General features: G+C 70.5%; 24 protein-coding genes and 1 pseudogene. 11 read left to right on the top strand and 14 right to left on the bottom strand.

Features of this window, described 5'->3' with window-relative positions; genetic code table 11:
* Positions 1-127: 127 nt before the first annotated feature.
* Complete coding sequence (locus tag ACIQCZ_RS23265; protein ID WP_402284605.1) at positions 128-613, top strand: MarR family winged helix-turn-helix transcriptional regulator; 486 nt, start codon at positions 128-130, stop codon at positions 611-613.
* Positions 614-634: 21 nt separating this feature from the next.
* On the opposite strand, the gene ACIQCZ_RS23260 is transcribed toward ACIQCZ_RS23265, so the two are convergent.
* The 3 genes from ACIQCZ_RS23260 to ACIQCZ_RS23250 all read right to left on the bottom strand — a co-directional run bounded on the left by ACIQCZ_RS23260 (position 635) and on the right by ACIQCZ_RS23250 (position 3,479).
* Positions 635-1,696, bottom strand: a complete 1,062-nt coding sequence (locus ACIQCZ_RS23260) for an aminotransferase class V-fold PLP-dependent enzyme (protein WP_402284604.1) — start codon at positions 1,694-1,696, stop codon at positions 635-637.
* A 420-nt stretch (positions 1,697-2,116) separates the two neighbouring features.
* Positions 2,117-2,836, bottom strand: a complete 720-nt coding sequence (locus tag ACIQCZ_RS23255) for a DsbA family oxidoreductase (RefSeq protein WP_402284603.1) — start codon at positions 2,834-2,836, stop codon at positions 2,117-2,119.
* A 91-nt stretch (positions 2,837-2,927) separates the two neighbouring features.
* Positions 2,928-3,479, bottom strand: a complete 552-nt coding sequence (locus tag ACIQCZ_RS23250; protein WP_402284602.1) for a hypothetical protein — start codon at positions 3,477-3,479, stop codon at positions 2,928-2,930.
* Between the two features lie 195 nt (positions 3,480-3,674).
* On the opposite strand from ACIQCZ_RS23250, the gene ACIQCZ_RS23245 reads away from it, so the two are divergent.
* Positions 3,675-4,478: a HEAT repeat domain-containing protein gene (locus ACIQCZ_RS23245; RefSeq protein WP_402284601.1), complete on the top strand. Its 804-nt coding sequence runs from the start codon at positions 3,675-3,677 to the stop codon at positions 4,476-4,478.
* Here ACIQCZ_RS23245 and ACIQCZ_RS23240 read toward each other — a convergent pair whose 3' ends face one another.
* The 4 genes and pseudogenes from ACIQCZ_RS23240 to ACIQCZ_RS23225 form a co-directional block, all read right to left on the bottom strand.
* Positions 4,479-5,090, bottom strand: a complete 612-nt coding sequence (locus tag ACIQCZ_RS23240) for an exonuclease domain-containing protein (protein WP_402284600.1) — start codon at positions 5,088-5,090, stop codon at positions 4,479-4,481.
* A gap of 137 nt (positions 5,091-5,227) precedes the next feature.
* Positions 5,228-5,474: pseudogene (locus ACIQCZ_RS23235) on the bottom strand (peptidoglycan bridge formation glycyltransferase FemA/FemB family protein); the annotation flags it as partial.
* A gap of 45 nt (positions 5,475-5,519) precedes the next feature.
* Entirely contained in the window at positions 5,520-5,867 is a 348-nt protein-coding gene (locus tag ACIQCZ_RS23230; RefSeq protein WP_402284599.1) for a LuxR C-terminal-related transcriptional regulator, read from the bottom strand.
* 243 nt (positions 5,868-6,110) lie between these two features.
* Positions 6,111-7,253 (bottom strand): hypothetical protein, encoded by a 1,143-nt coding sequence (locus tag ACIQCZ_RS23225; RefSeq protein WP_402284598.1) that lies wholly within the window; start codon positions 7,251-7,253, stop codon positions 6,111-6,113.
* 228 nt (positions 7,254-7,481) lie between these two features.
* Here ACIQCZ_RS23225 and ACIQCZ_RS23220 point away from each other — a divergent pair, with 228 nt between their 5' ends.
* Entirely contained in the window at positions 7,482-7,733 is a 252-nt protein-coding gene (locus tag ACIQCZ_RS23220) for a hypothetical protein (protein ID WP_361455749.1), read from the top strand.
* Between the two features lie 143 nt (positions 7,734-7,876).
* Here ACIQCZ_RS23220 and ACIQCZ_RS23215 read toward each other — a convergent pair whose 3' ends face one another.
* Positions 7,877-8,359 carry an ATP-binding protein gene (locus tag ACIQCZ_RS23215; RefSeq protein WP_402284597.1) on the bottom strand — a complete coding sequence of 161 codons (483 nt, stop codon included), beginning with the start codon at positions 8,357-8,359 and terminating at the stop codon, positions 7,877-7,879.
* Positions 8,360-8,510: 151 nt separating this feature from the next.
* Between ACIQCZ_RS23215 and ACIQCZ_RS23210 the strand changes: the two genes are divergently transcribed.
* From ACIQCZ_RS23210 to ACIQCZ_RS23200, 3 genes are all read left to right on the top strand, one after another.
* Positions 8,511-9,368 carry a Scr1 family TA system antitoxin-like transcriptional regulator gene (locus tag ACIQCZ_RS23210; protein WP_402284596.1) on the top strand — a complete coding sequence of 286 codons (858 nt, stop codon included), beginning with the start codon at positions 8,511-8,513 and terminating at the stop codon, positions 9,366-9,368.
* Positions 9,365-9,571 carry a DUF397 domain-containing protein gene (locus ACIQCZ_RS23205; RefSeq protein ID WP_402284595.1) on the top strand — a complete coding sequence of 69 codons (207 nt, stop codon included), beginning with the start codon at positions 9,365-9,367 and terminating at the stop codon, positions 9,569-9,571. Before ACIQCZ_RS23210 ends, ACIQCZ_RS23205 begins: the two co-directional genes overlap by 4 nt.
* 112 nt (positions 9,572-9,683) lie before the next feature.
* Positions 9,684-10,244 carry a GNAT family N-acetyltransferase gene (locus ACIQCZ_RS23200; RefSeq protein WP_376462128.1) on the top strand — a complete coding sequence of 187 codons (561 nt, stop codon included), beginning with the start codon at positions 9,684-9,686 and terminating at the stop codon, positions 10,242-10,244.
* Positions 10,245-10,300: 56 nt separating this feature from the next.
* Here ACIQCZ_RS23200 and ACIQCZ_RS23195 read toward each other — a convergent pair whose 3' ends face one another.
* From ACIQCZ_RS23195 to ACIQCZ_RS23180, 4 genes are all read right to left on the bottom strand, one after another.
* Positions 10,301-11,254: an immunity 49 family protein gene (locus ACIQCZ_RS23195; protein WP_402284594.1), complete on the bottom strand. Its 954-nt coding sequence runs from the start codon at positions 11,252-11,254 to the stop codon at positions 10,301-10,303.
* 218 nt (positions 11,255-11,472) lie between these two features.
* Positions 11,473-11,844, bottom strand: coding sequence for a hypothetical protein (locus ACIQCZ_RS23190; RefSeq protein ID WP_402284593.1), 372 nt, complete (start codon positions 11,842-11,844; stop codon positions 11,473-11,475).
* A gap of 108 nt (positions 11,845-11,952) precedes the next feature.
* Positions 11,953-12,564, bottom strand: coding sequence for a DUF1349 domain-containing protein (locus tag ACIQCZ_RS23185; RefSeq protein ID WP_402284592.1), 612 nt, complete (start codon positions 12,562-12,564; stop codon positions 11,953-11,955).
* Positions 12,561-14,081: an aldehyde dehydrogenase (NADP(+)) gene (locus ACIQCZ_RS23180; RefSeq protein WP_402284591.1), complete on the bottom strand. Its 1,521-nt coding sequence runs from the start codon at positions 14,079-14,081 to the stop codon at positions 12,561-12,563. The genes ACIQCZ_RS23185 and ACIQCZ_RS23180 overlap by 4 nt, the downstream gene beginning before the upstream one ends.
* A gap of 172 nt (positions 14,082-14,253) precedes the next feature.
* Between ACIQCZ_RS23180 and ACIQCZ_RS23175 the strand changes: the two genes are divergently transcribed.
* The 4 genes from ACIQCZ_RS23175 (at position 14,254) to ACIQCZ_RS23160 (ending at position 18,672) form a co-directional block, all read left to right on the top strand.
* Positions 14,254-15,024, top strand: coding sequence for an IclR family transcriptional regulator (locus tag ACIQCZ_RS23175; RefSeq protein WP_402284590.1), 771 nt, complete (start codon positions 14,254-14,256; stop codon positions 15,022-15,024).
* Positions 15,025-15,027: 3 nt separating this feature from the next.
* The gene (locus ACIQCZ_RS23170) at positions 15,028-15,501 is read left to right on the top strand and encodes a GNAT family N-acetyltransferase (RefSeq protein ID WP_402284589.1); all 474 of its coding nucleotides are present in this window, start codon (positions 15,028-15,030) and stop codon (positions 15,499-15,501) included.
* Between the two features lie 214 nt (positions 15,502-15,715).
* Positions 15,716-17,167, top strand: a complete 1,452-nt coding sequence (locus ACIQCZ_RS23165) for a penicillin-binding transpeptidase domain-containing protein (protein WP_402284588.1) — start codon at positions 15,716-15,718, stop codon at positions 17,165-17,167.
* A 236-nt stretch (positions 17,168-17,403) separates the two neighbouring features.
* Positions 17,404-18,672: an MFS transporter gene (locus ACIQCZ_RS23160; RefSeq protein ID WP_402284684.1), complete on the top strand. Its 1,269-nt coding sequence runs from the start codon at positions 17,404-17,406 to the stop codon at positions 18,670-18,672.
* On the opposite strand, the gene ACIQCZ_RS23155 is transcribed toward ACIQCZ_RS23160, so the two are convergent.
* Both ACIQCZ_RS23155 and ACIQCZ_RS23150 read right to left on the bottom strand, forming a co-directional pair.
* Positions 18,655-19,833 (bottom strand): hypothetical protein, encoded by a 1,179-nt coding sequence (locus ACIQCZ_RS23155; protein WP_402284587.1) that lies wholly within the window; start codon positions 19,831-19,833, stop codon positions 18,655-18,657. The two genes, ACIQCZ_RS23160 and ACIQCZ_RS23155, sit on opposite strands and share 18 nt — an antisense overlap.
* Positions 19,830-20,789, bottom strand: a complete 960-nt coding sequence (locus ACIQCZ_RS23150; protein WP_402284586.1) for a 5-dehydro-4-deoxyglucarate dehydratase — start codon at positions 20,787-20,789, stop codon at positions 19,830-19,832. The genes ACIQCZ_RS23155 and ACIQCZ_RS23150 overlap by 4 nt, the downstream gene beginning before the upstream one ends.
* A 327-nt stretch (positions 20,790-21,116) precedes the next feature.
* Between ACIQCZ_RS23150 and ACIQCZ_RS23145 the strand changes: the two genes are divergently transcribed.
* Entirely contained in the window at positions 21,117-21,926 is an 810-nt protein-coding gene (locus ACIQCZ_RS23145; RefSeq protein ID WP_402284585.1) for an NAD-dependent epimerase/dehydratase family protein, read from the top strand.
* The last annotated feature ends 52 nt before the right edge of the window (positions 21,927-21,978 follow it).

The following is a 21,978-nucleotide window of genomic DNA, read 5'->3' as shown; positions in this document are numbered from 1 at the left end:
GTGTGCGCCACTGTAGCCCATTAATTGGCCGACCAAGGTAAAGTTCGCAGAAAGTACCCGGATCCACGCTTCCGGCCCGCCCCGCACCGCCGGGAGCGCCGGCCCGGCACCATCCCGAGGAGTCCCGATGAAGGCCGATCCCGCCTGTACCGACCTGCCGAGCGCCGCCCTCGGCGGTCCTGTCAGCCATGCCGTCTCACGGGTCGCCCGGCTGCACCGGATCACCGCGGGCAAACTGCTCAAGGGGCTCGGGCTCTACCCCGGCCAGGAGTTCCTGATGATGTACCTGTGGGACGCGGGTGCGGTGCGCCAGTCCGAGCTGATCAAGACCATGGACCTCGACCCGTCCACCGTCACCAAGATGCTCCAGCGCCTCGAACAGACCGGGCACGTCCGCCGTTCCCCCGACCCGGACGACCGCCGGGCCGTCCTGGTCGAGGCCACCGACGACAGCTGTGCGCTGCACACCGCCGTCGAGCGGGCCTGGACGAATCTGGAGGAGCACACCCTCGCCGGACTGGACGCGGCCGAGCGCGAGGAGTTGGCGCGGCTGCTCGGCAAGGTCGAGGCGAACCTCTGCCAGGAGACCGCGGACTGCCCCGAGCGCCGCTGACCCCCCGGCATCCGGGCGGGCTCAGCCCGAGAGCACGTCCAGGGCCCGGTCCACATCCGCCTCCGTGTTGTACAGGTGGAAAGCCGCGCGCAGACTGCCGGCCCGGTCCGAGACCATCACTCCGGCCCGCGCCAACTCCGGCGCCCGCCCGCCGAGTCCGGGCACGGCGACGATCGCCGACTCCCCCGGCACCGCCTCGTGCCCGATTCCGGCCAGCCCCGCCCGCATGCGGGCCGCGAGACCGGTGGCGTGGGCATGCACGGCGTCGATCCCGACCTCGCCCAGCAGTGCGAGGGAGCGCTCGGCACCGTGGTACGAGAGGAAGGCGGGCGGCTCGTCGTAGCGGCGGGCGCTCGGGGCGAGCCGCCCGACCGGGCCGTACATGCTGTTCCAGGGGCCGTCGGAGGCGGCCCACGCGGCGAAGACGGCGGGCAGGCCGCGCTGGGCCTCCTCGGTGACGGTGAGGAACGACGCGCCCCGCGGACAGAGCAGGAACTTGAAGCCGCCGGTGACCGTGTAGTCGTACGCCCCGGCGTCCAGCGGAAGCCAGCCGGCCGACTGGGTGGCGTCGAGCAGTGTCCGGGCGCCGTGGGCGGCAGCCGCTTCGCGTACCGCGTCCAGATCGGCGATCCGGCCGTCGGCGGACTGCACGGAGGAAAGGGCGACCAGCGCGGTGCCGGGCCGTACCGCTTCGGCCAGCCCGTCCAGCGGGACATAGCGCATCCTGAGATCGCCGCGCACCGCGAACGGACTGACGACGGAGCTGAACTCCCCCTCGGGCGTGACGACTTCGGCCCCCGGCGGCAGCGAGGCCGCGATCAGCCCGACGTGCACGGAGACCGAGCTGCCGATGGCGACCCGGTCGGCGTCGACTCCGGCGAGGCGGGCGAACCCGGCACGGGCGGCGTCCACCGCCTCGAAGTCACCGGAACCGTTCCTGTGCCCCGTGGCGAGCGCCCCGGCGAGCGCCCCGACCGCCGCCACCGTGCGCCGGGGCAGCAGTCCGCAGCTGGAGGTGTTGAGGTAGGTGGTCTCCGGCGCGAACTCGTCGGCCACCGCACGGCTGAGCGAAGTAGTCTCCATGAGCCCAGCCTGGAGCCCCCTTGATTCATCGTCAATCACCACGGATCAAGGGGTGCACCCGAGTAAGGCCGACCAGCACATAGGGAGCGGGGCTGGGTGCGTGCGGCTGCAAGGCGGAGGAGGGAGGCAACGCGGAGGGGGCCCCTCCCATGCCTTTCGGGCTATGGGGGAGTTGTCGACCGACGACAACGCCGCAGATGCGCGTGCCCAGCCCCGCGACGCCGCCCCCATTCGCCGGTCGGTCTCATGCTCATGCATGCGGCTCAGGACGGACCGTCGGACGTCGCCCCCCGGCGTACGGGCCGCGCAGGCGACGCCGCCGCCCGCCCACGGGCCCTGCGGTCAACCGCACCGCCCGGCTCGCGGACCCGTTCGGGCGCCGCCGCCGGGCCGGGCAATCGCCAGTCTGCCCGCAGGCTCTCAGGCGCCGTTTCCCGTCTGCGGGACCTCGCAGGCACCATCGGCGTCGCAGGCCGCGGCGTCGCCGCCGATCACGGTCAGCGGCCGGTCCTTCCACGCCTGTTCGAGCGCCTGGGTGAAGACCTCGGCGGGCTGACCGCCGGAGATCCCGTACCGCCGGTCGAACACGAAGAACGGCACCGCGTTCGCCCCCAGCTCGGACGCCTCGCGCTCATCGGCCCGCACCTCGGCGGCGTACGCCTCCGGGTCGGCGAGAACGGCGCGTGCCTCATCGGCGTCGAGCCCGGCCTCGACGGCCAGCTCGACCAGCACGTCACCGTCGTAGACGGAACGCTCCTCGGCGAAGTTCGCCCGGTAGGCGCGGTTCAGCAGCTCGTCCTGACGGCCGCGGGCCTTGGCCAGGTGGAGCAGCCGGTGGATGTCGAAGGTGTTGCCGTGGTCACGGCCCTCGGTGAGGTAGCCGAGTCCTTCGGCCTGCGCGTTGGCCGCGACGTTCGCCTCCATGGCCCGCGCCTCTTCGCGGGTGCGGCCGTACTTCTGCGCCAGCATGTCGATCACCTGCGCGGTGTCGCCCTTGGCGTGCCCCGGGTCGAGCTCGAAGGACCGGTGCACGACCTCGACCTCGTCGCGGTGGGCGAACCCCGCCAGGCCCTTCTCGAAGCGGGCCTTGCCTATGTAGCACCAGGGGCAGGCGATGTCGCTCCAGATCTCGACGCGCATGTCTCTTCTTCTCTCCGTGTTCTCGTCACTACGGCCGGGGCAGCACAGAGCCACCCTCCGCTCCCGATGCACAACACGGGAGCGGACTTCCTCATTCCCCGCCTCCGTGCGGCGGCTCCCCCGCCGGGGTGCTCCGGTCGTCGAGCTCGACGACCGGGCGGTCGGCGACCACGGCCACGATGACCATCGGTGCGTCGCCGTCGCTCTGGTTGAGGGAAACCGCCACCCATCGGCCGGCCACCGGCCCCCACACCGCAAGATCACCGAGACAGTCCCGGTCGCACAGTGCCCGGTACAGCGGCGGCATGGGCTCGCCCGCGAGGTCGCGGAAGATCGGCACCCGCATGCCCGCCGTCCGATGCCCACCCCATCGACGGTCCAACTCGCCCACGAGGTCGGCCAGATGGCCCGTTGCGGCCTCCTCGGCCTCGTTCCATTCGGGCCCGTACACCCCCACGAGGCCGTCGCTCTCCCAGAGCGGCAGGATCCGGAAGCCCTCGCCCTCGGTCGCGGACCACTCCCCGGTGCCCGGCTCGCCCTCGTCGGCCGTCGGCCCCACGGCCGGTACGGGCCCGGCGAGCAGCGTCTCGATGTCGGACACCGCCCGGCCGGTCGCGAACGTCTCACCGCTCCGGGCGGTCACGGCGCTGCCGCCCCGACGGGCGCCGCGGTCGGCGCGCCGGGCGACGCGCGGTACGCGCCGGGCGGGCGGCCGAGGCAGCGCTGAATGCGCGGACGCATCGAAATGTCCAACTCATGTTCCACACAGGAATGTTGGACGCCTCTTCGTTTCATTCCCTGAAGATCCCATGGAACCGTGCAAGTACCATGCCCGGTCATGGCGATGTTTGTGCACTTGGCGTCGGCGGCGAACGCACAGCGCATCCGACGGTCCGGGATCCGGGCAGTCAGTCAGGGACAAGGCAGTGTGCGCGGGGTGTACTGCTTTCCCGTGCTGCCGTCGTACACCCTCACCCACCAATGGCTGCGCGAACTGGCCCGTTTCGGCAGCCGGGGCGGGCTTGTGGCCGTCCATGTACGGCTGGACGACGACCAGCACGTGCTGGTCGGGCGCTATACGGACCGGACGCGGGACGCCCAGTCCACCGTTCCCGCAGCCGAGGCGGTGCGGCGGATCGCCGCACTGGACGACCCGCGAGGGTGGGAGGTGTTCGTACCTCGGGCGATCCGGCCGCGCGAAATACACCGGGTCCGCACCGCGCCACAGGTTGTCGGCTGGCGGTACTGGCCGGGCGCGCACGGCGTCCGGCCCTGCACCTGCTTCGGATGCCGGGTGAGGGGAGAGTACGGGGCGCGGCGCCTGCGCGAGCGGCTGCCGCATCCGCTCGACGGGCCGCCGCCACCGGCCGGAGTGCTGCTCGCCAGGGTCGCGGCAGCCGGCGACCCCGGGGACCCGACCATGTTGCGGGAGGCACTGCATTGGTTCGGTATGCGCCGACGGGGCCCGCTTGCCCAGCTGACCCGCCTTGCCGCCCACCCCGACCCCGGCGTGCGAAAGGACCTGGTGTGGGCGGTCGCCCGCTGGTCCACCCCTGGGGTCGCCGAGCTGCTGGACGATCTCGCTGACGACCTGCACCCGGACGTCCGGGAGGCGGTGGAGGCCGTCCGTGAGGCGCAGTGATCACTGAACCCTTGGAATCGATCGCCCAAGAGCTGTGGCCGTGACTGGCCATGCACCACGGCCCAAAAGATCGAGGACGAGTGCGGCGATGTTCCACGCGTCGTCCTCGCCGCGGTGATGGCGTCCTTCGAGCGGCAGTCCGGCGATCTGCAGGGCGTGGTCCATGCCGGGTTTCTTGCGCAGCCCGTAGGCTGCGGCGAATACGGCCTTGGCGTTGGTGTGGGTGCGCTCCGTTGGATAGCCGAACGGGTATGCCACCCCGTCGGCCTGGCTCTGCCGAGCGAATTGCCGGCGGTCGTACTCGCCCCAGCTCGCCCAGGGGCGCTCACCGACCTCGTACTCCTCGACGAGGATCCGGCATGCCTCGGCGAAGGTGACGCCCCGTTCCACCTCGGCCTGCGTCAGTCCGGTCAGTTCGGCGCAGAAGTCGCTCACCGCCGACCGGGCGGGGCGAACCAGGACACGGTGCCGGGACACGCGGCGCCGTGCCGACACGTCCACGACGGTGAGACCGATCTCGATGATCTCGTTCACGGAGCCGGGCGGCGGTTGCCCGTCCCAGCAGGTGGCTTCCACATCGATGACGTTCAGCAGGGCGGATTCGTCGCGCATGGGGCCGAGGGTAGGGATGCGCGCCCGGTTCCGGCACCCCAAATTTCCGCATGCCCACACCGTCACCGCCAACAGCAACCTCTTCGAGCCGGACACCGCACATAGCCATCGATCCCCAGATCTTGACAATTACTCGAAATGAAGCGGTCCTGCTCGGCGGTCTCCACATAGATGTCGTAGAAGGCGGGCACGTCCTCGTATTCACCCTGGACTGCTTTGACGCCGGCCTCTTCACCTTCTTGATGTTGCGGCACCACTGCTGGTTGAGCCCCGCTGAATCTCCTTCAACGACGGCCCCGGGAAGGGCACTTCGAAGACGTAGCACGGCTGGTCCGCGGCGAAGCCGCCCTCGCCGCCGGGCTCGGCCTGCTGCCAGCCCACTGACGTTCGACGCCGGGTCCGCCCGTGGGCGGACCCGGCCACCTCAGCTCAGGCGACAGTAGACTCAAGCCAGCAGTCTGGGATCTTGCCGCGATGCCCGGAGCATGACAGATCGGTACACAGCGAGCCGTGGACCAGGGCAGAGACGATCGCAGCCTGTGTCCGCGTCTGCTGTCCCAACTTGGCCACGATGTTCGCGGTGTGCGCCTTCACCGTACGTTCGGCGATCCCCAGCTCCCTTGACAGCTCCCGGTTGCCCAGGCCCGTGCCCAGCAACAGAAGAACCTCTCTTTCGCGGCCGGTCAGGGTCTTCAGCCGCCAGACGCCGGCTTCCGGGTCATGGCCGGTTCGCCGGTAGGAACATGCGGTGTCTGCCGCGTCGGACCGTGTGGTCATGCCGGTCCCTTTCTGGACGCCGCGATTCCCAGCAGACCCCCGTGGCCTGGTTGCTGCGGCGGCCACCGGCCAACCTACCTGCCAGCTCATACGACGTTCACAACATTCTGACCGACGCGACTTTCAGGTGCCCATAAGGACATGGACCGAAAGGGGGCCTGTCAGCCAGCCAGGCGAATAGGGCGGCGCCGAAGCCCCGCACCGGACGGTGCAGGGCTCCCATTGCGCAGCGCGCACAGTCGGTTACTTGAACTTGCCGTAGTAGCCCGTGAGATCGGCCTCCGGGCAGGCCGCCGAGCCGATCAGGCAGAGCTCGTTCGCGTAGCTACGCTTGTAGATGTCCGTGACTTTTCCGCCGTTGTAGATGTATATGTGATGGTTCGGCATCAGCCGGTGCTTGCCGGATATGATCGACCAGTTCCCGCCGGTCGTCACGTGCATCGAAAGAGCGCCGTCGATCGCACCCTTGACGCCGCCCAAGCCCTTGCAGAAGGGGTTCGTGGCATGCGTGAGAAGCCGGACGTCCACGTAGTTGCCGCCCGACCCCATCTTCTTGGCTTTCATGTCCTTGCCGGAGGCGGTCTTGGTGGCGACCAGCTTGCCCGTCTTCTTGACGTAGACATGGCTGGCACCGATGTCCTTGTAGCCGTCGACCTTCTTCGACTTCCACGTGATCATCGCGTTCAGGACCGTGCGGTACTTCGACGACTTCCAGTCATAACCGTGACCGTCACCGCCGAACTGGAAGTTGGACCCGTAGTCGCAGCCCGCCTTGGGCGCATTGATCTTCTTCTGGGGGATGAACGTCATCCACGTCACCGTGGTGGTTTTGGCGACCGCCGCCGCCGTCGCCTGCTGCACTGCCTGCCGGCGCAGCGCGCTCAACTGGCCCTCTCCGCCGCGGACCATGGGGATGGACACCTGCATACCCCATACGCGGGCCTTCGGATTGCCACCCTTGGGAAGGATGGGGGCGACCCGGTAGGTGTGGCGGCTGCCCGCCCGCAGTCCGGTGTCGCGGAAGGACGTGACTCCGGCGCCAAGCGACGCGATGGCCTTGCCGTCGCGGCTGACAACGTAGCGGGCCTCCCGGTCGTAGCCCTGCCAGGAGATGTCCACGAAGGAGATGCCAGTCGCGGCGGTGATTCCCTGGTCGGTCATTGAGCGGTCGACCACCGCCGTACGGCTCGACGAGGTCCGCAGAACGGCGAATCCCTGGTTGTCGAGCAGGCGTCCCGTTGCGCTGGAGGGGGAGAAGCCACTCACGTCCGTCAGCCCGTGCTCACGCACCGCAGACAGGGAGAAGGCGGAGGCGTCCGGGCGAGGGTGAGGCTCCGGTGAGGCGGAGGCCGGGAATTCGATCGCCAGGAGTGCCAGAGTGGACACAGTCAGTGATGTCAACTTCAGGGCACGACCGTCCAGCTTCACAGACTTCTCCCCGTGTCTCGCGTCTCATGTGGTCGGCGCCACACTAGGGAGAAATTGCATCAGCGGATATTGACCGATCGGGCACTGCACCAAAGGGCACACCCCTGATCGCGCTACCCGCGCCTGCCATGATGGGACTCACGGGATACCGTTCCCGCACAACGGAGCCAGGACAAGGACAAAGACATGCCCACCGGACAAACCGACAGCCCCGCGTCGCTCTACGGTGGCGCCTCTTCCGCTCTCGGCATCCTCGCCTGCCTCATCTCCCTGTTCGCCGGCTACATCGGAGCCGGAATCCCCGTCATCTTCGGCGCCCTGGCGGTCACGCTCTCCGTCATCGGCTTCGCCGTCGGGTCCCCGCGCCGCTCCTGCACCCTGGGCCTGTGCACTGGCCTGTTCGGCTTCCTCCTGCCCGTCATCGTCGCGGCAGCCTGAGCGGCTGGCACTCAGGCAATACGCGGCAGGTTCGCTCGCCGCACCCGTGGGAACGCCATGTGTGCACCGTGACGTGGACACCGTGCACACAGATCGACCTTGATCGTCACAGATGGATCACGTCATCCATCAGCGCGGACGCTTCACCCGCCATCACGCACCAACTCGTAAGGGCCATCGGGGCGCCGCGCGGAGATCTCGGCCCAGACCGTCTTCCCGGACGGCGGGGTCGGTCGCACGCCCCAGTCCGCGGCGAGAGCGTCGACGATGACGAGCCCCCGGCCTCCTTCGGCCGCTTCCCGCTGCTCGGCGGGGAGAAGCCGTTCGCCACGCGGGTCGGTGACCTCGATCCGCAACCGCCCGGCCGGGAGGAGGGCGAGCCCGAGACGGAATCCCCGGCCGTCCAGCCGCCCGTGCGTGACCGCGTTCGCCGCCAGTTCGGCGACGACCAGCGCGGCCACGTCGGTGCGCTCGCCGTCACGCGGCCATCCCCACGCCGCCAGTTGTTCCACGGCAAGCAGGCGGGCAAGCCGGGCACCCCGGCGGGTGGCACTGAACAGCTGGGTGAACTGCGGTGCACAGGGGACTGGTTGTGGAATTTCGATCTCTGCGGATTCGCTCGTCACGGCACTCAGCGTGGCCAAGCGACCGTACGCTGACCAGCAACGACAGCGGTACGTAGCGTGCTTGTACCGGTACTTACGGCGACCGGTACCGGTTGTCCCCCGTACCGGGGCGACGAACGCGGTCGGCCCCATGGAACGAAGGCGGGCAGCGATGGAGCTGGACGGTGCGATCGGTGACAACGACGACTCGGAGGAGGCCGCGGACCTGTTCCACGTGATCGGCAGCCAGCTCCGGCTGCTGCGCGAGCGGGCCGGGCTCACCCAGCGCGAGCTGGGCGACCGGCTCGGATACAGCGAGGACCTGATCCGTTCGCTGGAACGGGGACGCAGGACGCCGCAGCCCGAATTCCTGGACGCGGCGGACGGCCTGCTGGCGGCGGGCGGCCTGCTGCGGGCGGCGAAGGAGCAGGTGGCACGGGCGAAGGCGCGAGCCCGGGTGAAGCATCCGGCGTGGTTCAAGGACTACGCGAAGCTGGAGGCGGATGCCGTCGAGCTCTCGTACTACAGCAACCACACGGTGCCCGGCCTGTTCCAGACCGAGGCTCATGCTCGCGCCCTGTATGCCATGCGTAAGCCGTTACTGGACGACGACCTGATCGAGCAACGGGTCGCGGCACGCCTGGCACGGCAGGTGGTGCTGACGAAACGACCGGTTCCGATGGTGAACTGCGTCATCGAGGAGGCTGTCCTGCGACGCCCGATCGGTGAACGGGACGTTCACAAGGAACAGCTCGACGAGCTGATCAGGCTGAGTAGGCTGCGCAACGTCGAGCTGCAGGTCATGCCCTTGGAGCACTCTGAACACGCCGGTCTGGGCGGCCCGTTCATCCTCCTCACTCCGGCGCGCAAACCCCAGGTCGGCTACCTTGAGGTGCAGAACATCAGTCGGCTGATCACCGACCCGGAGGAGGTTCGTATCCTGGCGTCACGATACGGATGCATCCGGTCTCAGGCACTCACACCGCGCAAGTCCTCGGCGCTCATCGAAAGGTTGCTGAAAGACCAATGAAGCCCGACGTCCGCGTTCAGAGGCCGACAGACAACTCGTGGTTCAAGAGCAGCTACAGCTCCAACGAGGGCGGCGAGTGCGTCGAGGTATCCGTCGCCGGACAGGCGGTCCTCGTCCGCGACTCCAAAGACGCGGCCCTCCCCCACCTCACACTCGACCGCACCGGCTGGACACACTTCGTGCGGTACGCGGCCGGGGCCTGAACGTCGGGACCGCCCGGTGCCGGTCGCACGAGCCGGGCGTTCATCCGCGGGCCGTCGCCCGCCGACAGGAAATCCGGTGGCGGCCGGGCCCGTCCGTGGTGAAGATCGCGGCATGCCCATCTTCCTGGAGACCGACCGGCTCATCCTGCGCGAGTTCACGGCGGCCGACACCGACCACCTGGTCGCGCTGGACAACGACCCCGAGGTCATGCGCTTCATCAACGGCGGCCGTCCCACCAGCCGTGAGGCGATCCAAGAGCGGACCCTGCCCCGGCTCCTGCTCGACCACCCCTGCTGGGGGGCCCGCGGCTACTGGGCCGCGCAGGACAGGGCCACCGGCGCCTTCCTGGGCTGGTTCGAGTTCCGGCCGCTGCGACAGGACAGCCCCGCCGTCGTCGAACTCGGCTACCGGCTGAACCGGACGGCATGGGGGCGGGGCTGTGCCACCGAGGGATCCCGGGCCCTGATCCACAAGGGGTTCACGGAACTGGGGGTCGAGCGGGTCACGGCGAACACCATGGCCGTCAACGCCCGTTCCCGCCGGGTCATGGAGAAGTCGGGCCTGTCCTTCGTCCGGAACTTCACCGGGGACTGGCCGGAGGCGATCGAGGGTTCCGAGCACGGCGAGGTCGAATACGAACTCACCCGGACCGCGTGGGAGAAATCTCGGTAGTCACCGGCGTTTTGCGGCCTCGGCCGAGTGGCCGGGGCCGAGGCCGGGGTCCTGTCCTACTTGGCGGTCCAAAGGCCCAGGTCGTTCACCTCGGAGTCCGCCGCCCGCTGCAGCGCCTTCGGGGAACCCAGCATGCCGGCCGGCAGATAACCGGACCGGACGCCCAGCTCCCACCCGTGCGCCTGGACCGCGAGGGCGGCCAGGGCAAGGGTGCCGAGCGGCAGAAGGGTCCTGGGGGCGGGATCGGGGCCCGTACTCTCCCGGTGCTCGATGAGCCTGGCCACGAGGGCCTGCTCGAAGGCGTGCTGATCGTCGTCGAGGAGCACACGGAGGAGGCGCTGGTCCGGTGTCATGGGGCCGGCCGCGTCGAGTTGCCGGGCCGCCTCGGCGCGCTCGTCGGCGTCCGGCTTGCGCAAGGTCACCGTGGGCCAGTCGCGGGGCAGGTGCCCGCGCGACTCGGCCAGGTAGCCGCACAACGCGTCCATCGCCGCGAGGTCCGCCGGATCCGACGTCGAGGTCAGCTTCGAGTACGGCACTCCCTCCCGGATCGCGGGCGCGTAGTCGTCCCGCAGCAGCAGGCCGATCACCCGCCGCCAGTCCCACACCAGGCCGCTGACCAAAGACATTTCGAACGTTTCGATCCATGTCCTGGCCGTGGGGGCGTGCTCGACGATGTCGCCGAAAGCGATGTTCTCGCTGCTGAGCCCCTCGTCGATGAGCGGGAAGACGATCTCCTGGTCACCCTCGGGGAAGCAGCCGATGCTCAGCACGCCCAAAGAGCACTCCGCCGCGGTCCGCAGTGCCGCGTGCGCCTGCTCGTCGAGCACCGGTTCCGCAACGGTGCGGGCGGCTACGTGGTCGAGGAGTTCGTCACGCATCTCGTGCAGCTTCTCCGGCGACGCGTCGTCGTAGCGCATCCCGTGCCACCGCCCTCGGGTTCGCGGGCGGATGTCGTCGAGCGCCTGGTCCATCCGCTGTCCGCCGACCTCATGGCGCGTCACTTCCTGCACAGCTGCCGTCCTCCCGTGATCTTTCCGGCTGGACACGGCACGCTACCAGCGGGCTCGGACATCGCCCGGTTCCGGCCACGGGATCCGGGCGTCGGCATGGGCATCGAGCGGGCGGTTTCGCCCGGCAGGTCGCCCGGCCACAGGCCGCACAGCACGGCACGGGCATCCCCGCGGGCGGAGCCGCCGGGGCCGGTACGGCCTGTCGGGCCACTGGGAGGTCAGGCGTAGCTGAGGATCAGCACTGCCGTCATGAACTGCGCCACGATGTGCAGGAACAGCAGCCAGGCGCGTGCGCGGACGAACGGCAGCCACCTTCTCGGCCACGCGACCGCCGCGATGCCGAGCACGGCCGCCGCCACGAAGCACCCGGGAATCCAGCCCTGGGGGACGTGGGCGCAGTCCACGCCGTACGTCACACAGCCGGACGCCCGGGTTGTGCTCAGCACGAAGAGGCCGCAACCGATCAGCACGGGCACGAACATGCACAGGGCGAACCAGGAGGCCGTGCGGATACTGCGGTCCGTGCGTTCATGGTCGGTGGGTTCGGCGTGGGCCGTGCGGACCTCGGTGCGGGCGGGTGTGGCGTTCATGCCGTCCACCCAACCCTCCGCGTACGCCGGAGGGTTGGGGGCCGGTACTCGTTTCCGCTGAGTACCTGCGCTCATTCATTCGATGGTTCGAAGAATGTTCGGGAGAACTCAGCTCCCGTCGCGCAGATCCTCAAGTCCCGTCGCACGGAACGCGATCCGGTCGAACCTCGCCTCGCAGCCCTCGCCCGTCGGTGACTGGACCAGGAAACCGACCGACGCCTCGGCCGCGCGCTCCGGCTCGCCGAGGGCGAAGACGCGGACGAAGGTCCACTTCTCGCCGTCGGCCGAGGCGTGGAAGGCGAACGCGTCGCCGGTGCGACTGAGGCGCAGCCAGCAGCTGTTGCCGTCCACGACGAAGGAGTTGACGTCGTCGGATTGGCCACGGGTGACGACCGTGCAGACGGTGGGCAGGCCCGGGGAGAGTTCCAGGCAGATCTTGGCCCACTCCCGTTCCCCGACGTGGAGGTAGAGGACCCCCGCGTCGAAGGCCGCGGCGAAGTCGACCTCGACCCGGGCGAGCAGTTGGAAGTCGCCCCGGGGTGCGGTGCCGAGGAGGCGGGGTGCGTCGCTCAGGGAGTCCAGGGCTTCGCCGCCGGGTGGTACGAACCGGTCCTGGCGGGCTCCGGCCCGGCCGGTCAGCGTGCCGTTCTCGTACGTCCAGTCGGCCTCGGGGCCGAACGGGCGCAGCTCAAAGGGGAGTTCGGGAAGGTGCGGGGTCATGCGCGGCGGCCGTTCACTCGACGGGGCAGGTTCAGGGGGTTGTTGTCTCGGAGCTCCGGAGGGAGCAGGACCTCGGGGGTGGTCTGGTAGGTGACCGGGCGCAGCCAGCGTTCGACGGCGGTGGCGCCGACCGAGGTGGATGTGGAGGTGGTGGCCGGGTAGGGGCCGCCGTGGTGCTGGGCGGGGGCGACGGCGACACCGGTCGGCCAGCCGTTGACGAGGACCCGGCCTGCCAGGGGCGTGAGGGCCGCGAGAAGTCCGGGAGCGTCGGCGTCGGCGTCGTCCGTGGCGATCTGGAGGGTGGCGGTGAGGTTGCCGGGGAGCCGGGAGAGGACGGCGGTGATCTCGTCGTCGGATGCGTAGCGGGCGACGACCGTGACCGGCCCGAAGCACTCCTCCAGAAGCGCGTCGTGCGGGCCCGGTGCGGCCAGGAGATGCGCCGGCACGGTGAGGAAACCGGCCGAGACGGTGTGGTCGCCGCCCGATCCGGGGGTGACCGGGGCCTCCACACCGGGGAGTTCGGCCCGCTCCCGTACCCCCGCGACGAAGGCGTCGCGCATCCGGTGGTCGAGCAGCACCGCGGCCTCGGTGTCGCTGACGGCGTCGGTCAGCGACTTCAGCAGCCGGTCGCCCTTCTCGCCCGCCGGGGCCAGGACGAAGCCGGGCTTGGTGCAGAACTGGCCCGCCCCCATGGTCATCGAGCCGGCGAGCCCGGCGCCGATCTGCTCGCCGCGTTCAGCGGCTGCCGACTCCGTGACGACGACGGGGTTGAGGGAGCCCAGCTCGCCGTGGAAGGGGATCGGGGCCGGACGGGCCGCCGCCGCGTCGAACAGGGCACGGCCGCCGCGTACGGAGCCGGTGAAACCGGCGGCGGCGACGAGCGGGTGCTTGATCAGTTCGACGCCCGCCTCGAAGCCGTGCACCAGGATCAGCACGTCCTCGGGCAGGCCGACCTGCGCCGCCGCCCGGCGCAGGAGGGAGGCGCACAGTTCGGAGGTGGCGGGGTGGTCGGGGTGCGCCTTGACGACGACCGGACAGCCGGCCGCCAGAGCGCTGGCGGTGTCGCCGCCGGGGACGGAGAAGGCGAGCGGGAAGTTGCTGGCCGCGTACACGGCGACGACGCCGAGCGGGATCTTGTAGCGGCGCAGGTCGGGCCAGGGCGGAGTGCGGGTGGCGTCCTCGTGGTCGATGTGGATGTCGAGGAAGGCACCCTCGTCGACGACCTCCGCGAATGCCCTCAACTGGGCTGCTGTTCGGGCGAGTTCGCCGGTGAGCCGAGCCGGTCCGAGCGCGGTCTCCGCGTCGGCGGCCTCGATGACGTGCTCCCCGGCCGCGGTGAGCAGATCGGCCGCGGCGCGCAGGAACGCGGCGCGCAGGGTGCGATCGGCGAGCGATTCGCGTACCGCGTGGGAGGCCCGGACCGCGCGGTCGACCTCCTCGGCTGTAGCCTCCACCGCAACCTGCTCACGCGGGTTCCCGGTGCGGGGGTCGACGCTCCAGACTGGTGCTGCTGCCACCGTGATTCCTTCCGCTCCGCTGCCACACATCAGAAGTTGTTCGCTATTCTGAACAGAGTTCCCGATCGTGAATATGGGGCGACTCTATTTCCGGGCGTTCAGTGTTGGCAAGAAGTCACTGAGGTCAAGAAGTCGCAGGGTTTCGTAAGTGGGCTGGAAGGGGCGTAGGGCGATGTCGGCTGCCGAGTCTGGTGGTGCACAGGTCAAATCCGCCGTGCGGACGGTGGAACTGCTCGAATACTTCGCCGGGCGGCCCGGCATGCACTCGCTCGCGGCGGTGCAGGAGGCCGTCGGCTACCCGAAGTCGAGCCTCTACATGCTGCTGCGCACGCTGGTCGAGCTGGGCTGGGTGGAGACCGACGCAACGGGCACACGGTACGGGATCGGCGTACGCGCCCTGCTGGTCGGCACCTCGTACATCGACGGCGACGAGGTCGTCGCGGCCTCCCGCCCGACCCTGGACCGGCTCTCCGACGACACGACGGAGACCATCCACCTCGCCCGCCTCGACGGCACGAACGTGGTGTACCTCGCCACCCGGCAGTCCCAGCACTATTTGCGCCCCTTCACCCGCGTCGGCCGCCGGCTGCCCGCCCACTCCACCTCGCTCGGCAAGGCGCTCCTGGCCACCCACAGCGACGAGCAGGTCCGCAAGATGCTCCCGGAGACCCTGCCCGCGCTGACCGAACACACCATCACCGACCGCGAGAAGCTCATCGAGGAGCTGCACCTCGTCCGCGAGCAGGGATACGCGGTGGACCGCGAGGAGAACACCCTCGGTCTGCGCTGCTTCGGCGTGGCCATCCCGTACCGCACCCCCGCCCGCGACGCCATCAGCTGCTCGGTGCCGGTGGCCCGGCTCACGCCCGCGCACGAGCAGATGGTGAAGGACGCGCTGTTCGACGCGCGGGACCGGCTGACGCTTGCCACCCGGAGGCTCTGAATCATGCGAGTGGCACTGCGCGAGGTGCGCGACGGGGATCTGCCGCTGTTCTTCGCCTTCATGTCCGATCCGGAGTCGGTCAGGACGGCGGCCTTCACCAGCGAGGACCCCACCGACCGGCATGCGTTCGACGCCCACTGGCGCAGGATCCTGGCCGACGGGTCCGTCGTGATACGGACGGTGGTCGTGGACGGCGTGGTGGTCGGCAACGCCGGGGTGTACGGACCGCCGGACGACCGCCAGGTCACCTACTGGATCGACCGGGCGCACTGGGGCCGCGGGCTCGCGACGGCCGCGCTGCGCGCGCTGCTCGAAGCCGTACCGGAACGCCCGCTGCACGCACGGGCCGCGGCCGACAACACCGGTTCGCGCCGGGTGCTGGAGAAGTGCGGGTTCGCCGTCACCGGCGAGGACCACGGTTTCTCGCACGTCCGCGGCGAGGAGACCGACGAGCTGCTGTTCACCCTGCCGGGGTGACGCGGCGACGGCCCGCCCGCCACGCGGCGGAGGGGACGCCGCCACGGATCGCGGTCCGTGATCTCCCGGACCCGGCAGGCGCGGCGCGGACCCCGCCGCACCCCTCGCCCCTCGCCCCTCGCCCCTCACCCCTCACCCCCGGCCGATCATGAGGAATGGGTGAGAAACGGTACAACCGGAAACCCACGCTGTGCCCGGCTCGTCCTTTGAAGGGATGAACAAGACGATCAGGCACACCTCGGTCTTCTGCCTGCTGCTGGTCCTCGCGCTGCTGGTTCGGGCGACCTGGGTGCAGGCTTACCAGGCACAGGCGCTCGCAGACAACGACCACAACCGGCGGAAGACGATCGCGCAGTACGCGCAGCCGCTCGGCGACATCATCGTGGCCGGGAACCCGGTCACCGGATCGAAGGGGACGGTGGGCAGCGACCTGGCTTACAAGCGCACCTACACGCAGGGCGAGCTCTATGCGGCCGTCACCGGCTACAGCTCGCAGGCGTACGGCGCCACGCAGCTCGAAGGGATCTACAGCCATGTGCTGGACGGCACCGACAACCGGCTGAAGAACCCGATGGACGTGGTGACGGGCAAGCAGGCGGCCCCCGGCAACGTCCTGACCACGATCGACCCCGCCGTGCAGAAGGCGGCGTACGAGGCGCTCGGCAACGACAAGGGCGCGGCAGTTGCGATCGATCCGAAGACCGGCAGGGTCCTCGGCGTGGTGTCCACCCCCTCGTACGACCCGTCGAAGATCAGCGGGACGGGGGACGGCGACGCCTGGAAGAAGCTGCTGGACGACAAGGACAAGCCGACGGTCAACCGCGCGCTGCGGCAGCCGCTGGCGCCCGGCTCGACGTTCAAGCTGGTGGTGGCGGCCGCGGCGCTGGAGGACGGGCTGTACAGCTCGGTCGACGTGCCCACGGACAGCCCCAATCCGTACCCGCTGCCCGACACCAGCCGGAACCTGGAGAACGAGAACGCCTCGGCCCCCTGCGAGAACGCCACACTGCGCACCGCGCTCCAGTACTCCTGCAACAACGTCTTCGGGAAGCTCGCCGTCGACCTCGGCCAGGACAAGGTCCGGGCGATGGCGGAGAAGTTCGGCTTCAACACCGAGAAGCTCGACATGCCGGTGCGGGCCTCCAAGAGCATCTACCCGTCCGGCATGGACAAGCCGCAGACGGCCCTGTCGGGCATCGGCCAGTTCGAGGTCACCGCGACGCCGCTGCAGATCGCCATGGTCTCGGCCACGCTCGCCAACGGCGGCGAGCTGGCGGCACCCCACATGGTGTCCGCGGTGACGGACTCCAAGGGCAACACGTTGCAGGACTTCGCGGACGGGGACACCAGGCGCGTCGTCTCGCAGTCGACCGCGGAGCAGTTGCGCAGCGCGATGGTGACCGTCGTCGAGGAGGGCACCGGCAGCAACGCCAAGATCGCCGGGGCCGAGGTGGGTGGCAAGACGGGTACCGCGCAGAACGGCGTGGGCAACAGCAAGACCCCGTACGCCTGGTTCACCTCGTACGCGAAGGACAAGTCCAGCGGCAAGGAGGTCGCGGTGGCGGTCGTCGTCGAGGACTCGGGCGCGGCCCGCGCGGAGGTCAGCGGCAACGGGCTGGCGGCGCCGATCGCCCAGAAGATGATGAAGGCGGCGCTGGCGGGCTGAGTGAGCGGGGCGGGGGCCGTCGCCGGGCCGGCCACGGCCCCCGCCCCGCTCACTCATCACCCCCGTCCCGTCCTCCTCCTCGGTTCCCCGCATCCGGCATGCGCCGTAGGGCCCACGGGAGGACGACGGGCCGGGGCGGGCCGGGGTAGGACATCCGCCCGATGCCGCCGGGCGTCCTTGGTCACCATCCTGATGACGTGACGAAAGCGCGGGTCGGGAGGGTTGTGGTGGGTGCGGTGACGGGGTCGGCAACGGTACGGGTGCTGCGGGACCGTACGGCGGGGCTGTTTCTGGCGGCGGTCGTCGTCTCCGGTTTCGGGACGTCCGCGATGTGGCTGGCGGCCGGGGTCTGGGTCAAGTCGCTCACCGGGTCGGACAGTCTGGCGGCGCTCGCCGTCTTCGCCATGTGGCTGCCGGTGCTCATCGGGCCCGTGCTGGGGACGATCGCCGACCGGCTCCCCAGGAAACCGCTCCTGGTCTGGTCGAACCTCGTCATGGCCGGGCTGCTGACCTCGCTGCTCCTCGTCGATTCGGCGGGGCGGATCTGGATCCTGTTCACCGTGCTCGTCCTGTACGGTGCGAGTTTCGTCCTGACGGGGGCGGCCGAGTCGGCACTGATCGCCGGAGCCGTCGACAGCCGTCTGCTGGGTGATTTCAACGGGCTGCGGATGACGGCGAGCGAGGGCATGAAGCTGCTGGCGCCGCTGGCCGGCGCCGGACTGTACGCCCGCTTCGGGGGCGGCACCGTGGCGCTGCTGGACGCGGTGTCGTTCGCGCTGGCGGCCGGGGTCTGCGCGATGCTGCCGGCGCGGGAGCCCACCGGGGCCGCTCCGGCCGCCCGACGGGGCGAACTCGCCGCCGGCATACGGTCGGTGTGGACGTCTCCGGTGCTGCGGCCCCTGGTGCTGACGGGTTCGGTGACGATGCTCTGCGCGGGGCTCAACGGGGCCGCGATCTATGCCGTCGTCGACGAGGGTCTCGGGCACTCCCCCGCGTACGCGGGGGTCTTGTACGCGGCGCAGGGCGTCGGGTCGGTCGCCGTCGGGCTGCTGGCCGGGCCGCTGCTGCGGCGGCTGCCCGAGCGGGTGTTCACGGCGGCGGGGGTCGCGCTGTTCGCGGTGGCGGTGGCGTCGCGGGCGCTGCCGTACGACGCGGTGGCGCTGGTGGCGAGCGCGGCCATCGGGTTCGGGCTGCCGTGTGTGCTGATCGCCGCGGTGACGGCGGTGCAGCGGGAGACCCCGGACGCTGCACTGGGCAGCACCACCGCGACCGCCAACACACTGATGACGGTGCCGAACGCGGTGGCGCTGGCGCTCGGCGCGGGGCTGATCGCACTGGTGGACATCCGGGTGCTGCTGCCGGTGGTCGGTGCGGCGGCGCTGCTGACCGCGGTCCTGCTGGTCACGGGCCGGCGAACGAGGTCTCCCCTGCTCGGACAGGAGGGAGGGCCGGGGACGGCCGGCAAAGGCCCCACCGGCCCGGTCCCCTCACCGCCCGAGGCGTGAGAGCGCTCCGGCGACGGCGCGAAGATCCGGGTCGGAGGCGAGCCCGGCATGGTAGAGGCGCAGTTGGTTCGCGCCGAGCGAGGCCGCGTGCGCCGCGTCCCGCTCCAGCGTGGCGGGGCTGCCCCCCATCCCGGAGACCACGGTGAAGTTGGCCGCGAGCACCCCCTCGCGCCCGGCGAACGGGCCGAGCACCGCCTCGCGCACAGCGTCGCCGCCGGTGCAGGGCAGCACCACCCCGTCCGCCACCGACACGATGTGCTCCGGGTCGACTCCGACGTTCGCACCGGAGCGGTACGGGGCGGGGTCGGCGTGCAGCAACACCTGGAAGTCCGGCCCCGCCGCCGCCCGCACGGCGGCGACCGCGGACTCCTGGAGCGTACGGGCGACCCGGCCGCGCCACTGGAGGGTGGTGGCGGCGAGGTCGGCGCCGAGGAGCTTCTCGACGCCTGCCCACCCGGCCTCCGAAGAACCGGAACCGGCCCAGACCGGCTCCAGCGCCCGGCGCACGGAGGTGGCCAGCTCGACTGCTTCCAGGCCGTGTTCGGCGTAGCCGTTCCGGCAGTCGGGGCAGAAGCAGAGCGACATCAGATACTGCGCCGCGTCCCCCAGACCGACGCCCGCGATCTTGTCGTGGGCGTGCAGATGCGCGAAGCCGTACCAGCCGCAGGACTCCAGCTCGGTGCCGTACGCACCGCCGCGCACCGCCGCCTCCGCCGCCAGATCCACCAGATGGGCGCGGACCGCGGGCTGCGCGATGCAGGGTGCCCAGGGATAGCGGTCGCCGTACGCGTTGACCACGGAGGTCTCCGGATGCTCGGCGCCCATCCGGGAGTTGTGCGCGAGGACCACCCAGGTGTGCACCTGGAGACCGGCGTCGGTCAGGGCCTGCGCGGCCTCGGCGTACGGATCGTCCGAGGCCACCCAGGACTGCTCGTACGGGCGCAGTGCGCGCCCGGCCCACCGTGCGGCGTCGGGCGGGTAGAGCACCGCGGCGTGTTCGGCGGTGACGATGCGACGGCCGGGGTGGCGCGGGGTGAGCGCCCGGGTGGAGTGGTAGGCGGCGGCGAGCGTCACCTGCTGGACACCCAGGTCCGCGACGCGGGCGGCCGCGTCCGGGTCGCCGACGACGTCCCAGGGATAGAGGAAGGCAGAAGTCCTCATCCGCGCCGCTCCTGTCCGTACTTCTCCAGCAGGGCACGGCCGCGCGCGATGATCCCGGCCAGTTCCTCGATGTGGGCGGCGGACGGCTCGGTGAGCGGGGTCCGGACCCCGCCCACGTCCAGACCGCCCAGCCGGACCGCGGCCTTGACGAGTGAGACGGCGTAGCCGCGGCCCTTGGCGCGCAGTTCGACGAGCGGCCGGTAGAAGTGGTCCAGGAGCGCGCCCGCCAGGTCGTCGTCGCCGGAGTCCAGCGCCCGGTAGAAGGCCAGCGCGATGTCGGGCGCGAAGGCGAAGACGGCGGAGGAGTAGAGCGTCACGCCGATGCCCCGGTAGGCGAGCCCGGTGAGTTCGGCGGTGGGCAGCCCGTTGAAGTACAGGAAGTCCCGGCCGGGCAGTGCGGTGCGGACGGCGCTGACGATGCGCTGCATCAGATCGAGGTCGCCGTAGCCGTCCTTGAGGCCGATGACACCGGGTGTTCCGGCCAGGGCGACGACGGTCTCCGGGGTGAAGACGGCGTTGTCGCGCTGGTAGACGATCGTCTCCAGACCGGTGGCCGCGGCGAGTGCCGCGTAGTGGCCCAGCAGCCCCGCCTGGTCGGCGACGACGAGGTACGGGGGCATGGCGAGGAGCCCGTCCGCGCCCGCCTCCTCCGCCAGCCGCGCGTACTGGATCGCGAGCGCCGTGCCGTATCCGGCCCCCGCGACGACGGGCACCTCTCCGGCGGTCTCCTCGACGGCCGCGGCGACGACGAGACGGAACTCCTCGGGCGTCAGCGCGTGGAACTCACCGGTGCCGCAGCAGGCGAAGACGGCCGCCGCACCGGCGTCGACACCGGTGCGCACATGCGCCCGGAAGGCATCGAGGTCGACGGAGCCGTCCGGCCCGTACGCGGTGACGGGGAAGAAGAGCGGCCCGGCGACGCGGCTGAGTCGGGCGGCAAGGGGGACTGAGGTCACGGGCGCTCCCTGAGCGAGTTCAGGCGTGCACAATTCTGATCGACGTCCATATTCGTGAACGCCTTCACGCTAAGGGAGCCGCCCGGCGCAGGTCAAGAAGGGGGTGCGCGGCCCGTCCGGCCCCAAACCCGGAGTCGCCGACTTTGCGAGCGGCTCCACCAGGAAGCCCCCGACACTTGACGCGAAACGCGGTGACTTCTTAGCTTGTCCACGCATATGAATGTCATCCATGGATTTGATGCCCCGGGCCGCGTGCCACAGGCACCGCCGGGGTCGTCCACACGCGCGGGCCGCGCGCGTGGGCCTATGTACCGAGGAGATCCGCGTATGCCCGCTCCCCGCACCGTCCTGCTCACCGGCGCCGCCGGCGGCCTCGGCACCCTGATGCGCGCACTGCTGCCCGCGTACGGCTACGAGCTCCGCCTCCTCGACCTCGTCCCCGTCGAGGGCGAACCCGACGCGATCACGGCCGACCTCGGCGACAGGGCGGCGCTGCGCGAGGCCGTGCGGGGCGTCGACGCGATCATCCACCTCGCGGGCATCTCCCTGGAAGCCTCGTTCGACAAGATCCTCAAGGCGAACATCGAGGGGACGTACAACCTCTACGAGGCCGCGCGCGAAGAGGGCGTCGGGCGCATCGTGTTCGCCTCCTCGAACCATGTCGTCGGCTACACACCCCGTCCGCTGCCCGGCGATCCGCTCATCCCCGTCGGGACGCCGCGCCGCCCCGACACCTTCTACGGCCTGTCCAAGTCCTTCGGCGAGGACCTCGCCCAGCTGTACTGGGACCGGCACGGCATGGAGACCGTCTCCGTACGCATAGGCTCCTGCTTCCCGGAACCGACGTCCGTACGGATGCTCTCGGTCTGGATGAGCCCCGAGGACGGCGCCCGGCTCCTCCACGCCGCACTCACCGCCGAGAACGTGCGGCACACCGTCGTCCACGGCTCCTCCGACAACACCCGGCTGTGGTGGGACCTGACGACGGCCCGTTCGCTCGGGTACGAGCCGAAGGACGACTCGGAGCCGTACGCGGCCGCACTCGTCGCCGCGCAGGGGGAGCTGGACCCGGACAACCCCGACCACGCCCACCTCGGCGGCCATTTCTGCACCAATCCGCCGATCTGGCCGCACTGAGGCGGGGTCCGGGCGGCCGGTACGGTCAGGGTGGTCGTGTCAAGAGTGCGCC

The organism is Streptomyces sp. NPDC093149 (genome assembly GCF_044754145.1).
Lineage (GTDB): Bacteria > Actinomycetota > Actinomycetes > Streptomycetales > Streptomycetaceae > Streptomyces.
Note: the sequence above shows the minus strand (reverse complement) of the source record. Positions and strands in the feature narration are given on the sequence as shown.

Coding starts and splice junctions, on each gene's coding strand:
- ACIQCZ_RS23265 (WP_402284605.1), top strand. CDS start 128: ATGAAGGCCGATCCCGCCTGTACCGACCTGCCGAGCGCCGCCCTCGGC.
- ACIQCZ_RS23260 (WP_402284604.1), bottom strand. CDS start 1,696: ATGGAGACTACTTCGCTCAGCCGTGCGGTGGCCGACGAGTTCGCGCCG.
- ACIQCZ_RS23255 (WP_402284603.1), bottom strand. CDS start 2,836: ATGCGCGTCGAGATCTGGAGCGACATCGCCTGCCCCTGGTGCTACATA.
- ACIQCZ_RS23245 (WP_402284601.1), top strand. CDS start 3,675: ATGGCGATGTTTGTGCACTTGGCGTCGGCGGCGAACGCACAGCGCATC.
- ACIQCZ_RS23240 (WP_402284600.1), bottom strand. CDS start 5,090: ATGCGCGACGAATCCGCCCTGCTGAACGTCATCGATGTGGAAGCCACC.
- ACIQCZ_RS23230 (WP_402284599.1), bottom strand. CDS start 5,867: ATGACCACACGGTCCGACGCGGCAGACACCGCATGTTCCTACCGGCGA.
- ACIQCZ_RS23220 (WP_361455749.1), top strand. CDS start 7,482: ATGCCCACCGGACAAACCGACAGCCCCGCGTCGCTCTACGGTGGCGCC.
- ACIQCZ_RS23210 (WP_402284596.1), top strand. CDS start 8,511: ATGGAGCTGGACGGTGCGATCGGTGACAACGACGACTCGGAGGAGGCC.
- ACIQCZ_RS23205 (WP_402284595.1), top strand. CDS start 9,365: ATGAAGCCCGACGTCCGCGTTCAGAGGCCGACAGACAACTCGTGGTTC.
- ACIQCZ_RS23200 (WP_376462128.1), top strand. CDS start 9,684: ATGCCCATCTTCCTGGAGACCGACCGGCTCATCCTGCGCGAGTTCACG.
- ACIQCZ_RS23190 (WP_402284593.1), bottom strand. CDS start 11,844: ATGAACGCCACACCCGCCCGCACCGAGGTCCGCACGGCCCACGCCGAA.
- ACIQCZ_RS23185 (WP_402284592.1), bottom strand. CDS start 12,564: ATGACCCCGCACCTTCCCGAACTCCCCTTTGAGCTGCGCCCGTTCGGC.
- ACIQCZ_RS23175 (WP_402284590.1), top strand. CDS start 14,254: ATGTCGGCTGCCGAGTCTGGTGGTGCACAGGTCAAATCCGCCGTGCGG.
- ACIQCZ_RS23170 (WP_402284589.1), top strand. CDS start 15,028: ATGCGAGTGGCACTGCGCGAGGTGCGCGACGGGGATCTGCCGCTGTTC.
- ACIQCZ_RS23165 (WP_402284588.1), top strand. CDS start 15,716: ATGAACAAGACGATCAGGCACACCTCGGTCTTCTGCCTGCTGCTGGTC.
- ACIQCZ_RS23155 (WP_402284587.1), bottom strand. CDS start 19,833: ATGAGGACTTCTGCCTTCCTCTATCCCTGGGACGTCGTCGGCGACCCG.
- ACIQCZ_RS23145 (WP_402284585.1), top strand. CDS start 21,117: ATGCCCGCTCCCCGCACCGTCCTGCTCACCGGCGCCGCCGGCGGCCTC.